At 66.7% G+C, this 14,067-nt stretch carries 16 protein-coding genes; 7 read left to right on the top strand and 9 right to left on the bottom strand.

The window, feature by feature from the left end; translation table 11 throughout:
- Window positions 1-15: 15 nt before the first annotated feature.
- From ACFQ4G_RS02200 to ACFQ4G_RS02210, 3 genes are all read left to right on the top strand, one after another.
- Window positions 16-1,488, top strand: a complete 1,473-nt coding sequence (locus tag ACFQ4G_RS02200; RefSeq protein WP_449288986.1) for a thermonuclease family protein — start codon at window positions 16-18, stop codon at window positions 1,486-1,488.
- A gap of 174 nt (window positions 1,489-1,662) precedes the next feature.
- Entirely contained in the window at window positions 1,663-2,655 is a 993-nt protein-coding gene (locus ACFQ4G_RS02205) for an SPFH domain-containing protein (protein WP_238203241.1), read from the top strand.
- Window positions 2,652-3,086, top strand: coding sequence for an NfeD family protein (locus ACFQ4G_RS02210; RefSeq protein ID WP_238203243.1), 435 nt, complete (start codon window positions 2,652-2,654; stop codon window positions 3,084-3,086). The genes ACFQ4G_RS02205 and ACFQ4G_RS02210 overlap by 4 nt, the downstream gene beginning before the upstream one ends.
- Before the next feature lie 98 nt (window positions 3,087-3,184).
- Here the strand turns inward: ACFQ4G_RS02210 and ACFQ4G_RS02215 are convergent, their stop codons facing one another.
- Window positions 3,185-3,607 (bottom strand): organic hydroperoxide resistance protein, encoded by a 423-nt coding sequence (locus ACFQ4G_RS02215; RefSeq protein ID WP_238203245.1) that lies wholly within the window; start codon window positions 3,605-3,607, stop codon window positions 3,185-3,187.
- A gap of 274 nt (window positions 3,608-3,881) precedes the next feature.
- Here ACFQ4G_RS02215 and ACFQ4G_RS02220 point away from each other — a divergent pair, with 274 nt between their 5' ends.
- A complete protein-coding gene (locus ACFQ4G_RS02220) occupies window positions 3,882-4,394 on the top strand; it encodes a MarR family winged helix-turn-helix transcriptional regulator (protein ID WP_238203248.1) in 513 nt (170 codons plus the stop codon).
- Between the two features lie 266 nt (window positions 4,395-4,660).
- Here ACFQ4G_RS02220 and ACFQ4G_RS02225 read toward each other — a convergent pair whose 3' ends face one another.
- The gene (locus ACFQ4G_RS02225; RefSeq protein WP_238203250.1) at window positions 4,661-5,029 is read right to left on the bottom strand and encodes a c-type cytochrome; all 369 of its coding nucleotides are present in this window, start codon (window positions 5,027-5,029) and stop codon (window positions 4,661-4,663) included.
- Window positions 5,030-5,332: 303 nt separating this feature from the next.
- On the opposite strand from ACFQ4G_RS02225, the gene ACFQ4G_RS02230 reads away from it, so the two are divergent.
- Window positions 5,333-6,766 carry an FAD-linked oxidase C-terminal domain-containing protein gene (locus ACFQ4G_RS02230; RefSeq protein ID WP_238203252.1) on the top strand — a complete coding sequence of 478 codons (1,434 nt, stop codon included), beginning with the start codon at window positions 5,333-5,335 and terminating at the stop codon, window positions 6,764-6,766.
- 125 nt (window positions 6,767-6,891) lie between these two features.
- Entirely contained in the window at window positions 6,892-7,179 is a 288-nt protein-coding gene (locus ACFQ4G_RS02235; RefSeq protein WP_026176297.1) for a hypothetical protein, read from the top strand.
- Between the two features lie 37 nt (window positions 7,180-7,216).
- On the opposite strand, the gene ACFQ4G_RS02240 is transcribed toward ACFQ4G_RS02235, so the two are convergent.
- From ACFQ4G_RS02240 to ACFQ4G_RS02260, 5 genes are all read right to left on the bottom strand, one after another.
- Window positions 7,217-7,891, bottom strand: coding sequence for a spermidine synthase (locus ACFQ4G_RS02240; RefSeq protein ID WP_238203254.1), 675 nt, complete (start codon window positions 7,889-7,891; stop codon window positions 7,217-7,219).
- Window positions 7,892-7,916: 25 nt separating this feature from the next.
- Complete coding sequence (locus ACFQ4G_RS02245) at window positions 7,917-8,762, bottom strand: 23S rRNA (adenine(2030)-N(6))-methyltransferase RlmJ (RefSeq protein ID WP_238203258.1); 846 nt, start codon at window positions 8,760-8,762, stop codon at window positions 7,917-7,919.
- An 18-nt stretch (window positions 8,763-8,780) separates the two neighbouring features.
- Window positions 8,781-9,440 (bottom strand): ribonuclease T2, encoded by a 660-nt coding sequence (locus tag ACFQ4G_RS02250; RefSeq protein WP_238203259.1) that lies wholly within the window; start codon window positions 9,438-9,440, stop codon window positions 8,781-8,783.
- Window positions 9,437-9,904: a hypothetical protein gene (locus tag ACFQ4G_RS02255; RefSeq protein ID WP_238203260.1), complete on the bottom strand. Its 468-nt coding sequence runs from the start codon at window positions 9,902-9,904 to the stop codon at window positions 9,437-9,439. The genes ACFQ4G_RS02250 and ACFQ4G_RS02255 overlap by 4 nt, the downstream gene beginning before the upstream one ends.
- Before the next feature lie 128 nt (window positions 9,905-10,032).
- Window positions 10,033-11,076, bottom strand: coding sequence for an extensin-like domain-containing protein (locus ACFQ4G_RS02260; protein WP_238203261.1), 1,044 nt, complete (start codon window positions 11,074-11,076; stop codon window positions 10,033-10,035).
- Window positions 11,077-11,268: 192 nt separating this feature from the next.
- On the opposite strand from ACFQ4G_RS02260, the gene ACFQ4G_RS02265 reads away from it, so the two are divergent.
- Entirely contained in the window at window positions 11,269-12,036 is a 768-nt protein-coding gene (locus tag ACFQ4G_RS02265) for a methyltransferase (RefSeq protein WP_238203262.1), read from the top strand.
- Between the two features lie 178 nt (window positions 12,037-12,214).
- Here the strand turns inward: ACFQ4G_RS02265 and ACFQ4G_RS02270 are convergent, their stop codons facing one another.
- Together ACFQ4G_RS02270 and ACFQ4G_RS02275 are read right to left on the bottom strand one after the other, a co-directional pair.
- Entirely contained in the window at window positions 12,215-12,475 is a 261-nt protein-coding gene (locus ACFQ4G_RS02270) for a hypothetical protein (protein WP_238203263.1), read from the bottom strand.
- 223 nt (window positions 12,476-12,698) lie between these two features.
- Window positions 12,699-14,015: an adenylate/guanylate cyclase domain-containing protein gene (locus tag ACFQ4G_RS02275; protein ID WP_238203264.1), complete on the bottom strand. Its 1,317-nt coding sequence runs from the start codon at window positions 14,013-14,015 to the stop codon at window positions 12,699-12,701.
- Window positions 14,016-14,067 lie beyond the last annotated feature (52 nt).

The following is a 14,067-nucleotide window of genomic DNA, read 5'->3' on the forward strand; positions in this document are numbered from 1 at the left end:
GACACATTCGAACCGATGACATCGACCGCAGCCAGGAACCCATCCGGAGACAAGGATCCCGTAAGGGACAAGAATCGCGCCGCGGGCAGGACGCCCACGGCGACGAAGGTGTCCGAAGGCGTCGAGGCGCCGGCCATCGTCGCAGCACGAGCCGCACGGGAATCCGTGAGGGTACTGATCGAGGCGGAGATCCGCCGGCAGGATGCATTTCCGGTGGCGCGACGGACATTGCAGCTGCTTGCCGAGGCCGTGGTCGAGCCGGCCGCCGCTCCCCCCTTCTACAGGATCGTGGATCGGTCCGGCACGCCGCGCGAGGGCGAGAACGGTCCGCTGACCCTGGAGGAACTGTTTGCGGAATTGCGGGAGCGCCACGGGGCATTGTTCGTGCCGGTCCCGCCGAAGCCCGTCGTCGAACCGCTGCCCGAGCCCACTACCTCCGAGGAGATCAAGGCGGCCACGGCGCGGTTCGTGGAGACGCAATCGGAGCTCGCACGCTCGGTGATGGCCCGCTCGGCCGCAAGGGGGAGGGCTGCGGCGACCGCGGTCTCCGCCACCTGGTCGGAGACCCTGAGCGGGGTCAGGCACCAATTCGCCGATCGGCAGAGTCGCATTCCGGGCTCGGGCGCCCAGCTGACCTTGCGTGAGCGAGGTATCCGGATCGGTGCCGGTTTCGGCGACAAGGCACGGGCGACGATCGGTATCGCCCGCGAACGCTTGTCCACCTTCACCGGAAGCACCCGCTCTTCTTTTCCGGAAACGCCGCTTCAGGGATCGCAACCAACGGGCGCGCCTCGCATGTCCGGCCTGCTCGCCCGGGCCGGGAACGGGCTGCGCCGCCTTCGTCCGGATGAAGGCCATGTCCTGACCCGGCCGAGTACGCTGGCCGGTGCCGGCCTGCTCGGCGGGCTCGTCGTCGTCCTGGTCCTCGCCAATAGCGGCGGGGACGACAGGCCGACGATCGCACCGGATGCGGAGCTTCCCCGACAGGAGGCAAGGACGCCCGATTCGACTCCGGCGCCAGCCCCAGCTCCGCCTCAGCAGGCCCCGAGCCAGCCATCCACGCTGGTCAATCCGCGCGAGACCGTATCCCCCGCGAACCCTCCCGGCATGCCCGTGGAAGAACCGAGCCCCCCCTCGGCCGAAGAGGTTCCGACGAAGCCGCCGGAGCCCTCCAACGCCGTCACCGGCAAGACCGAGGTGATCGACACCGCGACCCTGCGCGTCGGCGGCAAGCTCGTGCGCCTGTTCGGCGTGGAGTGGGTCCGCGGCGGCCAGCCGGAGGAACTGACCCGCTACCTCGCAGGGCGCCCGGTGACCTGCCAGACGGTGGCCGGGAGCGAGGCCTATCTCTGCTCGGTGGAGGGCCGCGATCTTTCGGAAGTCGTCCTGTTCAACGGCGGAGGCCGTGCCTCCTCGGAAGCGACCCCCGACCTCGTCGCGGCCGAGGACCGGGCGCGGACGGAACGCCTGGGGGTGTGGGCGCGGTAAGGCGCCGGCTCGGCATGGGAGGGAGATCGGTTTTCGACGCCGGTCGGTACGGGTCCGGCCGCCCCGCCTAGCCGGTAGGGGAGCCCTGACAAAACGTGCCGTCTCACGACGGCCGAGCTTGCACGGAAAGCGCAGCGCGGTGTCAATGTCGCGGTGCGGCGGCAGGGGACGCGAATGGATCTCTCGATCGGGTTGAGCGTGGTGGCGGTGGCGCTCGTCGTCCTCGTGGTGGTCACCCTCGCCATCGGCATCAACATCATTCCGCAGGGCTACGTCTACACGGTCGAGCGGTTCGGCCGTTATTCGCGCACCCTCGAATCCGGGCTGGGACTCATCGCTCCCTATGTCGAGCGGATCGGCCGGCGTGTGAACGTCATGGAGCAGGTGATCGAGGTGCCGAGCCAGGAGGCCTTCACCCGCGACAATGCGGGCGTGAAGATCGACGCGGTGGTGTTCTACCAGGTGCTCGATGCGGCCAAGGCCTCCTACGAGATCTCGAACCTCGAAACGGCGATGATGACGCTGACGATGACGAACATCCGCACTGTCGTCGGCTCCATGGATCTCGATCAGTTGCTGTCCCACCGCGACGAGATCAACGAGCGACTGCTCCACGTCATGGACGCGGCGTCATCCCCCTGGGGAGTGAAGATGACCCGGATCGAGATCAAGGACATCCTGCCGCCCGCCGATCTCGCCGGCGCCATGGCGCGCCAGATGAAAGCCGAGCGCGAGAAGCGCGCCTCGGTGCTGGAAGCCGAAGGCCATCGCCAGGCCGACATCCTGCGCGCAGAGGGCCGCAAGCAATCCGCCATTCTCGAAGCCGAGGGCCGGCGCGAGGCGGCCTTTCGCGACGCTGAGGGCCGCGAGCGCAGCGCGGAGGCCGAGGCTCGGGCAACGGGCCTGATCAGCGAAGCCATCGCTCAGGGCGACCTTGCGGCGGCGAACTTCCTGGTGGCCGAAAAATACGTCGATGCGATCAAGGCCCTTGCCACGGCGCCGAACCAGCGGGTGGTGGTGGTGCCGATCGAGGCCGCGGCCCTTGCTGGCACCCTGGGCGGCATCGCCGAGATCACCCGCAACGTATTCGGCGAGGGATCGGCTCCGCAGCGCAAGAGCTCCGGCCTGCCGCCGAAGGTCGGGCCGACCGGGGGAAGCGCCGCGTGATCCTCGATGTTCTGGCGGCCTTGGGTCCGGTCTGGACCTGGATCCTCATCGGGCTGATCCTGATGGGGGCGGAACTCGCCATCTCGGGCGTGTTCCTGGTCTGGCTCGGCACCGCGGCCCTGGTCACGGGGCTCGAAGTCGCCGTCGTGCCGATGCCGTGGCAGGCCCAGATCATCTTCTTCGCGGGACTCTCGGTCGGGCTGGTCATCCTGGCCCAGAAGCGGATGACGGGACGCCCCAACAGCCTCAACCGCGGCGCGCAAGGGTTGATCGGCCAGGAATTCCACCTCGATACCGCGATCACCAACGGATTCGGGCGGATCAAGGTCAACGACACGCTGTGGCGCGTCTCGGGACCCGATGCAGCGACGGGTACCCGCATCCGAGTCACGGGGATCGAGGGAACCGTGCTGATCGTGACCGTGGCCTGACGTCGGTACGCCAAGATGGATGCCGTTTCCCGAACGACACCTGTGCGAGACAACGGGCCGGAAGGGCAAGCCTCTCCGGCCCGTGCATGGCGTGCGGTCTACGCGACGCTGATATCGACCTGGATGTTGCCGCGGGTGGCATGGGAATAGGGGCACACCACGTCAGCGCGCTTCACCAGGTCCTCGGCCTTGTCGCGCTCGATTCCGGGCAGAGTGGCCTTGAGGGTGACGACCAGACCGAAGCCCTCGCCATCGTCGCGAGGACCGATGCCGACCGAGGATTCGACCTTGGCGTCCTCGGGGATCTTCACCTTGTCCTTGCCGGCGACGAACTTGATCGCGCCGAGGAAGCAGGCGGCATAGCCGGTGGCGAAGAGCTGTTCCGGGTTGGTGCCGTTCCCGCCGCCGCCGCCGAGTTCCTTCGGTGTGACGAGGGTGACATTGACCGCGTTGTCGTCGGTGGAGGCGGAGCCTTCACGGCCGCCGGTGGCATGGGCATGAGCGGTATAGAGAGCCTTCATGGTCTTCTTTCTGCTTCCAGTGGAATGAGGGGGTAGATCCGACCACGGGGCCGGACGGTTCGACCGTTGAGGGAGGTGCTGCGCATCAGACGATCCGTCCGACGCACACAAACTAGGTTGCGCACAACTGATATCTCATATGGCATCGAACTCGATTGCGCGCAATCCTCTTGCGGGATTGCCGCGTGTGAGGGTGACCATTCCGCATTTTCAACTAGATAGGGTACCCGGGTCGGACTCGACACCGCACCCGACAGAGAAGGAGGCCGCTACCATGGCAGGCCGGCGCAACACGCAGACCACGGCGATCGACCAAGTTCCCGCGTCAGACCGCAGCGTCGACAGCCAACTCTGCTTCGCAGTCTATTCCGCGGCTCACGCCTTCGGGCGGGCCTATCGTGCGCTGCTGGCCGCCCATGACCTGACCTATCCACAATATCTGGTCCTCCTCGTCCTGTGGCAACAGGAGGGCCTGACGGTGAAGGAGATCGGTACGCGCCTGTTCCTCGATTCCGGGACGCTGACGCCTCTCCTCAAACGCCTCGAAGCGTCGGGCCATGTCCGCCGAGCCCGCGATAGGGCCGATGAACGTCAGGTCAGCATCTTCCTGACCCTCAAGGGGCGTGACCTCGAGGGACGGATGGATTGCGTCCCCGGTCTGGCCGGCGCTCTCACCGGCATGTCGGAGGATGCCCGCCAAGCCCTCCTCGATTCCCTGGTGATGCTGCGTGGCGCGCTCCACGACAACGTCACCGGCACCAATGCGGGACCCGCAATCTCCACGTAACGGTCTTTTTCCAAGTAACGGTCATCCGGCATTCTCTCCTTGAAGACGGAATGGACCGTTCCGGTGCCGTAATTCTCGAGCGGAAACGAAGCACCGCTCCGATAAGCCGCATGACGGCCATGCTTCGCGCAGCACGGTCGATGACCCGCGACACAGGAAGGCCGCCCCTGCGTGAACGGGAGCGGCCTCGGTGACGATCGACAAAGTATTCTCGGCGACGAAGGTTCGGAGCCGCAACCGCTGTAATCGGCTGCGGCCCCTGTTCGTCAGGACTTCGTCTTGAGGTAGGCGATCAGATCGGCGATCTTCTTGTCGTCCTTGAGGCCCGGATAGACCATCTTGGTGCCGGGCACCTTGGCCTTGGGATCCTTCAGCCATTCCTTGAGATTCGCATCGTCCCAGGTGATGCCGGAATTCTTCAGCGCGGCGGAGAAGCTGTAGCCGTCATGGCCCTCGCCGGCCTTTTCGCCGTACACGCCCTTGAGGCTCGGACCGACGCCGTTCTTCTCGAAATTGTGGCAGGCCTTGCACGCCGAGAAGACTTTCTCACCGGCAGCAGCGTCGCCGGCTTCCTGGGCCTGCGCGGACATCGGGAGCATCAGCGCGAGCGCGGCGCCGAGGATGAGGTGACGCATCGTTTTATTTCCTCCGTTGGGCGGCATGAGCCGGTCTAGCTTATGGCAGAGCTTTTTGGTTTAGAACAGATCGAGACTGGGAACGTTCCAAACTCACCTAGGGTCCCTGCGACGAAAGGAAGCCCGATCGGGCGTTTTCGCTTCGGGGCAAACGTCGGCACACCACAAACGGATGCACCGAAACCGGTTTTCGTTTAGACGTCGTCCAATTCCATTGTCCTGAACGGCTCACCGCCAAGTTTTAGTCCTTCCAAGCTGAGCGAGAGCTGAAGACGGGTCGATACGCCGAGGAGCCTGCGCCCCATGTCGATCGCCTTTCCCATCCCCGATCCCGACACCCTTGCCCGACGCGAGACGATCATCGCCGGCCTGCGCCCACTCGTGGCGGCGGAGGCCCTGATCGTCACCGAGGACGAGCGCCGCGCCTTCGAGACGGACGGTCTGACGGCCTATCGCAAGATGCCGCTCGCCGTGGTCCTGCCCTCGACCACCGCCGAGGTCTCCGCGATCATGGCCTATTGCCATGCCAACGGCGTGCGTGTGGTGGCGCGCGGAGCCGGCACCTCCCTCGCCGGCGGAGCAATCGCCCAGGAAGATGCGATCATCCTCGGCGTCGCCAAGATGACGCGCGTCCTCGACGTGGATTTCGACAACCGCGTCGCGCGGGTGGAATCGGGCCTCACCAACCTCGCGATCTCGGGGGCGGTGAGCCACGAGGGGTTCTTCTACGCGCCAGACCCGTCGAGCCAGCTCGCCTGCACCATCGCCGGCAACATCGCGATGAATTCCGGCGGCGCGCATTGCCTGAAATACGGGGTGACCACCAACAACCTGCTCGGCGTCACCCTGGTGATGAACGACGGCACCGTAGCCGAGATCGGCGGCGCCCATCTCGACAGCGCCGGCTACGACCTCCTGGGTCTGATCTGCGGATCGGAAGGCCAGCTCGGCATCGTCACCGAAGCCACGGTGCGCATCCTGCGCGCGGCGGAAGGGGCACGCCCGGCTCTGGTCGGCTTCTCCTCGGTGGAGGATGCCGGCGCCTGCACCGCCGCCATCATCGCTGCCGGCATCATCCCCGTGGCCATGGAATACATGGATCGCGAGGCGATCCTCATCACCGAGGATTTCGCGCAGGCCGGCTACCCCCGCGACGCCGAGGCGATGCTGATCATCGAGGTCGAAGGGTCGGACGCGGAATGCGAGGCGATGTTGGGCCGGATCGAGGCCATCGCCCGCGATTACCGGCCCACCAGTATCAGGGTCTCGAAATCCGAAGCCGAGAGCGCCGCGATCTGGAAGGGCCGCAAATCCGCCTTCGGCGCCACGGGTCGCATCTCGGACTACATCTGCATGGACGGCACGATCCCTACCGGCCAGCTGCCACTGGTGCTGGATCGCATCGGCGCGATCTGCGCCGACAAGGGGCTGCGCGTCGCCAACGTGTTCCATGCCGGCGACGGCAACCTGCATCCGCTGATCCTGTTCGACATCAACAAGCCCGGCGAGTTGCAGAAGGCAGAGGCCGCCGGCGACGAGATCCTCAAGCTCTGCGTCGAGGTCGGCGGCTGCCTCACCGGGGAGCACGGCGTCGGTATCGAGAAGCGTGAGCTCATGCGCTTCCAGTATGCGCAGGCCGACCTCGACCAGCAGATGCGGGTCCGCAACGTGTTCGACCCGAAATGGCTGATGAACCCCGCCAAGGTATTCCCGCTGGAGGGACGCGTCGCCGCCTGAGGCGCGTCGCGGTTTCTTGCCATCACCCGAACCATGCCCGGAACGCTAAGCTCCGGGCCGGTGTTTCATCCCCGAAGAATTCGTGCCCGAAGAATTCGTGCCCGAAGAAATGCTGGAGGATGATCATGCGCATCGTTGCAACGCTCTCGGCCCTGGCGCTGCTCACCGTGGCGAGCACGGGGGCGGCCGAAGCCAAGGGCTGCATCAAGGGCGCGATCATCGGCGGCCTCGCCGGGCATTACCTCGCCGAGCGCGGCGTCGTGGGCGCGGTGGCGGGCTGCATTGGCGGGCGCTACCTCGCCAACCGCCGCGCCAAGCAGCAGCGCGAGATCGAGTACGGCTCCCGCGTACAGCAACGCGGAGCCGGCTATGCGCCGAATCAGGCCTACCCGCGCCGCTCCTATAATTACTGACGCCGATCGTCTCGGGATCGTGGCGGGGGAGAATGGACTACCCGTCTCGCCGGACCGCGATCCAGAGCACGTGACGGCGCCCGCCGGGATGGGCGGGATAGCGGTGCTCCTCGACATCGAAGCCGAAGCGCCGGAGCCGCTTCTTGAATCGGCGGTCCGGCCCTCCGGACCAGACCGCCAGGATGCCGCCGTCCCGCAAGGCGTAATGCGCCCGCTTGAGGCCCCAGCCATCGTAGAGGCGGTCATTCTCCCGGCGCGTCAGCCCCTTGGGGCCGTTGTCGACGTCGAGGAGGATGGCATCGAACTGAGCCTGTCCCGACTGGATAAGGCGGTTCACGTCGGCCTCGACCAGGCTGACGCGCGGATCGTCGAGGCTACCGGTGAAGAGATGGGCGAGGGGACCGCTCGCCCAGGCGATCACAGCCGGCATCAGTTCAGCCACGACCACCTCGGCCCGCGGGCCGAGGGCATCGAGCGCCGCGCGCAGGGTAAAGCCCATGCCGAGGCCGCCGATGAGAATCTTCGGCGCCGCGTTCCCGCCGAGTCGCGCGCAGGTGACCGTGGCCAGTGCGCGCTCCGAGTCGCGATGCCGGTCGTTCATCAGTTCGGCCGTGCCGACCATGATCGAGTAGGCATCGTCGTAACGGACGAGACGCATCGTCTCGATGCTGCCCGGAATCGCCGCGCTGGCGATGGGAATCGCGGAACTCATCGATGGAAGACCTTCACGGCAGAGTTCAAGCCTCGATGCCGAATGCATCGCAGCGGAACGCGCCGTAATCGCCCCGCGCCAGCCGCTCGGCCAGGGCGGGTAGAAACAGGGCCGCCTCGTCGGCAAGGCGCCAGGGCGGGTTGATGACGATGAGGCCGTTGCCGTTGAGACGGTTGGGATACGGCTCCGAGATCATCAGGTCGATGCGCAGGGCGGGCCGGGAGAGCGAGCGGTCGAGTTCCGCCACCATGCGGTCGATGAGGTCGACATCCTTGATCGGATACCAGCCGAGATAGATGCCCGTCGGCCATTTCGCCACGGCCTTGGCCAGGGCCGCGCCGAGCCGGTCGACTTCGCCGAGCTCTTCGTAAGGTGGGTCGATCAGCACGACGCCCCGGCGTTCCGGGGGAGGGATCAGCGCGTTGAGGGCGGTCCATCCGTCGAGATGCATCACCTTGGTGCGCGGATCCTGATTGTAGCGCTCGCGCAGGATCTCGGCGTCGGCGGGGTGCAACTCGACGAAGACACCCTGGTCGGTGGGCCGAAGAAATTCGCGGATGATCGCCGGCGAACCCGGATAGATGTCCGCACCGTGCCGCGCCTTGGTGGCGGCGACGGCCTCGCGATAGGGCGCGAAGAGCACCTCCACCTCGTCGGGGAAGGGGGTGTCGAGGCGACCCCATCCATCCTGCCACTCGCCGGTGCGCCCTGCCTCGTCACCGGTCAGGTCGTAGAAGCCGAGGCCCGCATGGGTGTCGATGGCGCGAAAGCCCGTGGGCTTGGCCTTGAGATGGTGGAGCACGCGCGTCAGCACGAGGTGCTTGAGCACGTCGGCGAAATTGCCGGCGTGGAAGGCGTGCCTGTAATTCATGGGCGCAGGTTCATGGGCTCACCGGCTCGCGTCGACGGCGATCTCGCCCGCACGGCAATTCTGCCGCGCCACTTCGGGACAGGGCGTGAAGCCGCGCAGGTCCTTGGTGAAGCAGATTCGCACCTCCTGCAACTCTCCCCTGGTGCAGGTGACCGACATCATGTCCGGGCGAAGCCCACGGTTGGCCGCTACGAACTGGCGGGCGATGTCGACGGGCGCGATGCGCGTATCGGAATCAGGCTTGGCGAAGGCGGGTGGAATGTTCACCGCCTCACGCGCCTGAGCGGCAGCCTTGAAATACGACATCGGATCGAGACCGGAGCAGGTCCCATGCTTGCGCCACTCGTAGCGGGCCAATCCCTCGCTCGGATAGACCTCGCCGGCCACATCCATGGCCTGACGGGTGGGAGAACGCTCGACGGAAGAGCAATCGGACGGGTAGCCTCGCGTGTATTGCGGCCAGAGCCCGTGGACGACGAAGCCGAGGCCGCGCCCCGGCCGGCACTGGCCGTCGGCATCACGCCGTCCCGCAGTCTCGCAATAGGTCGGCGACCAGGACAGGGCCAGCACGTAGAAATCGAACTCGCCGGGCGTGCCGCCGCGTCCGTAGCCCTGAGCCTGTGCCGTGCCCGAGAGCGCCGTCAGCGCCAGTGCGACGAGCGCCGACGCCGTCCTCACGGACGGGCTTCGCGGCAGGCCGTGGCGTAGGCATAGGCGAGGTTGCGGTCGAGGCCGTGGACGCAGAACTCGACGCCCCAGGTCACGCCGATTATCCCGAGGCCCTCGCGTACGGAATAGTCCACCTTGCGCTTGATCCCGTCCGACGTGGTCGCCACCGCACTGCAGAAGCGGCGGGGATAGGTGTCGAGGCCCCAGGGGCGCCAGGCCGTGCGCTCGATACGGTCGTAGGCGATGATGGTGAGGCTCGAGTTCCAGAACTTCGCCTCCTTCTCGGCGAACTGGCTCGACATCTGCTCCAGTACAGAGGAATCCTGACAGCCCGGAATCTGCCCATCGAAGGGAAATTCACGCTCCTCGGCCGGCGTGATCTCCTCGCGCCCCGAGCGGGCGAAAGCTGGCTGCAGGCTGCCCGCGAGGACGAGGCCGAGGGCCAGGGCGGTGAGCATGGGATTCGGGCGCATGCCGGCGTCTTTTCGCTGGAGTCCGTTCATCCCGGGACGATGGCGTCTGGCCGGGCGCTGTCAAGCGCAAGGGACAAGGCGACGTCGTTTTCGCTCCGGCATGGGGCGGCCGGAGCACAGTTTCGCGCTCAGTAGATCGGATCCGATAGACCGGGCGCTGCAAGGGACAGCGGCTCGTCGGAGAAGCCCGGCGCCGGTTCGGCATAGGTCGGCACCGCCGCCAGACGGGACGTCTGAGACCGCGGCACGGGACGCGCCACGGGTGCCGAAGCATAGGCCGAGGGTGCCCGAACGGAGGGAGCCGGCGCGGACAGGGCAGGTGCGGGCGCGCGCGCTAAATGCGGGTTCGACCGGGCCCGCTCGTTCGAGGACATCGGCGTCACGCCGTAGGGATCGTCCTCCTCCACGTCGACGGGAGCCTGCGGCGGAGCGGGCTGGCGCTCCACCGGCCGAGGACGCGAGACCGGGCGGGGCACGCCGTCGGCGCCGAGCTGCGGCACGAACTTGATGAGCGGCTGGCAGATGCGCTTCAGGCCGCGTGGGTCGTGCCGGGCGAGGTCCACGTGGATATGGTCGTAGTGGAACACGTTGGAGCCCGGCGCCAGCACGGTGGAGAAACGGGCGCAGGCACCGACGAAGACCTCGCGCAGGAAGCCCTGCTCGGCCTCCGTGCCGCGCCAGCCGCCCTTGACGGTGATGACGTAGCCGTCGGCGAGCTTGAACGACATGATGTCGACGGCATTGCCGAACGAGTGCTCGGAGAGCTTGGCGCCGGCCTGGTTGTTGCGGCCACGGCAGGCATAGGAACCCGCGTTGATCTCTGCGACGGGCTGGCCGAAATACAGGTTGGCGGCGGGCTGGATGGTGTCGGCGAGCCAGGCCTCGGCCTCGGCCAGGGCCGGGCAGGCGAGCGTCATCCGCTGTTTCAGCACGACGGAGCCCTTGCCGAGACGGGTGATCCGATACGGCTGCAGCATGCCGCAGACACCCGGGCCGTTGATCTCCTTCACCGGCGTGACGAACTCGGTGGTCTCCACCAGCCGGCGGGCGTTGCAGGCCTGCTCGGTCTGGTCGCGCCAGGGCTCGCGGCTCTCGAACGCGCTGCGTCCGCAGCCGGTGAGACCTGCGCCAATGAGTCCGAGAACGGAAAACGCGAGTACGCTACGCCACATGGTCCGGACAATGGGCGGCTTTCCGTAAAGCGTTCGTCAACGATGCGGAGCGATCCGCACCCCTGTGGACGGGTGTGGACGAGTCATGCGCCAAGTCCCGAGAGGCGGGACGTACAGCGGCGGCTCCACGCTTGAGCCCGTCTCCCGCCCAGGCTATCGCAGCCGCACAGATGCCCCCCGAAGACGGTCCCGATGCGTCCCTGGAAACAGGCTGTGGCCCGGGCCTTCGACGGGGCCGAAGGCTACGATGCCGCCGGCGTGATCCAGGCGATGGTCGCTCGGCGGCTGGCACAACGCATCGCTTCTCTTCCTCTCCCTCCGTCGCCGCGAGTCCTCGAGATCGGCTGCGGCACCGCCTTTCTGACCCAGGCCCTCCTCGATCACGTGGCGCCCGGCGTGCTGATCGTCTCGGATCTGGCGCCCGCCATGGTGAAGCGGGCCCGCGAACGGCTGAAGGATCGGCCCGGATCGGCGTTTCTCGTCATGGACGGCGAGCGTCCCTGCCTGTCGCCCGGCTTCGACCTGATCTGTTCGAGCTTGGCGGCGCAATGGTTCGAGGATCTGGAAGGCACGCTCGGCCGGCTTGCGGGCCTGCTCGCTCCGGGGGGATTCCTCGCGGTGACGACATTGGCCTCGGACACCTTCCGCGAATGGCGCGATGCCCATGCGGCTTTTGGTCATCACCCAGCGACGCCGTCCTATCCGACGGCGGATGCCCTCGCTCGGCTCCGCTTCGAAGGCTGCACGAGCCACCTGTCGCTGGAGCCGGTGGTGGAGCGGCATGCCGACGGCCGGTCCTTTCTCCATGCGCTGCGCAGCATCGGGGCCGGAACGCCGGGCTCGGCCGGGTCGCTGTCGCCAGGTGCCCTCCGCGCGGTCATCAGACGGTTCGAGGAGAGCGGGTCCGCGGTCACCTACGAGGTCGCGACCCTGGATATCCGACGGGATCGATCACGCTGAAGCGGCGGAGCTTTCGCTCCGCCGCACGCAGTCTCGGTATCGATGAACGGTCGGCCCTACGAGCCCAGGAACGCGTTGGCCGAACCGATGATCGTCAAGACCAGGCCGCCGGTGAAGACGCCGATCATGGCGTAGGAAAAGCCCTTCAGAACCATGTCCATCGCTTTCATGGAGGGGATCAGCAGCGGTTTCCGCCGGAGGTCTGACCGTATTGCTGGACCGGGAAGCTCGGCTGGTTGGCGTTGCCTTCGGCGGCCGAGCTCATCGGGCAGCCCAGATAGGCGGGAGGGCGGCGGACCTCGTTGAGGGAGCCCGTCTCCGTGATGTCGTAGGGCGAATAGGAGGTGTAGCGGGAGGGGCGCTCGAACGCGGCTGCGGAAGAGATCGAAGCAGCGCCAAGCACAAGGGCGGTAGCGACGGCGGCGATACGGTTCGTCATGGCGTTTCTTAGCTTCCTCACAGTACAGACCAGATGATTGGTCCGTTTCTCTCTGTATAAAACTAATATAGGTGGCCAATCTCATCTATGACGTGCCGCGCCGCACGAAGCATCCGGGATTAACAACGTCAGAGCATACATGACATCCGATAAAATACTGATAACGATCATGATATATCAGTTTTATCTCGATCGATCCGGGCAATTCTTTCCTCTCGAGCCTTCAGGGCGCGACCGCGTAGAGCCGAGGTCCCGGCGAACCGGCATCTTCCACCGCGGCCGGAATCCAGTTCAGGCCGCTCGCTCCGGATCCGGCGAGAAGATCGCGAAAGTCCTCCGAGATGGCGATCTGGAGATCCACGGCCTTGGCGCGTGCCTCGATCCGGGCGAGGGTGTTCATGGCCGGACCGAGGACGGTGAACTCCGCGCGATGACCGTCGTCGAAGACGCCGACGAGGACGTCGCCGGCGTGAAGCGCGATGACCACGCGCAGGGACGGCAAGCCCTTCTTCTCGAGGCGCTGGTTCAGGGCCGTCAGCCGCAGTTGGACGGCCTCGGCACAGGTGAGGGCCGCCCGTGCCTGGGTCTGGGGTGGGCCGACGAGGAACTGCGCCAGCACCCCGTCGCCGATATACTTGTCGATGATGCCGCCGCGTTCCGTCACGGCCCGGTGCGTCAGCGCGCGCATTTCCATGAGGATCTCGAACACCTGCTGGGGAGGCCGTGTCCGCGTCAGCGTGGAGAACCCGCGGATATCGAGGGCGAACAGGCAGGCATGCCGTTCCTGGACCTCACCCGGGCGGCCGCTCCGCGCCAGATCCTCGGCGACGGCGGCGGGCACGAACCGGGTGAGCATCAGGCGCTCCCGCTCCAGGCGGAACGTCGTCGCCACGGCCCAGGTCAATCGCCGCATGCCGTCCAGGACCACGAGGCTGGCCACCATGAAGGTGAGGAGACCCGGTACCTCCTCGTCGAGGGTCACGTGAGGCCCAAGATGGTGACTCTCGGGCGACAGGTAGACGAACAGGATGGCGCCGCCCCACCCCGCCGTCACCAGGGCCGCGAACACGAAGGTGTGCCAGACGCGCATGGTCAGTGCGGTCTGCAGCAGGATCAGGAAGGCCGGGAGCCGGCTGGCCGCGGCGGCCGCCTCTTCCGTGTCCGCCGCGCCCAGGAACATGTGCTCGATGAGCACGTAGATCGCGACGCTGGCATTGAGCAGGGTCGAGCCCCAGGACAGCCAGCCCCAGGACAGCCAGCCTCGGGACGGGTCCACCGGGCCGGTCTCGCCGGTGGTCTCCGGCCACGTTCGCAGGGAGACGAAGGCCAGGAGAATCGAGGCCGCGGCATAAGCCGACAGCACGATCCAGTGTCCCAGTCCGTGGATCGATCCGTCATAGGTCTGCGCGGTGGCGAGCAGCACCAGAACGATGAGCAGGTGCAGGGCGAAGGATCGTCCGCTCGAGACCTGCTGCAGCTTCGTGATCGTCGGCGAACGCGGCTCTTCCGCCCGTGTCCGGTCTCGATCCCCAGTTCTCAACAGGACGGCTCCCTCTGCGCTTCATCGGCCGCTTCTCATGCCGGATGTCGTC

Source organism: Methylobacterium marchantiae, from assembly GCF_042679825.1.
Classification (GTDB): domain Bacteria; phylum Pseudomonadota; class Alphaproteobacteria; order Rhizobiales; family Beijerinckiaceae; genus Methylobacterium; species Methylobacterium marchantiae.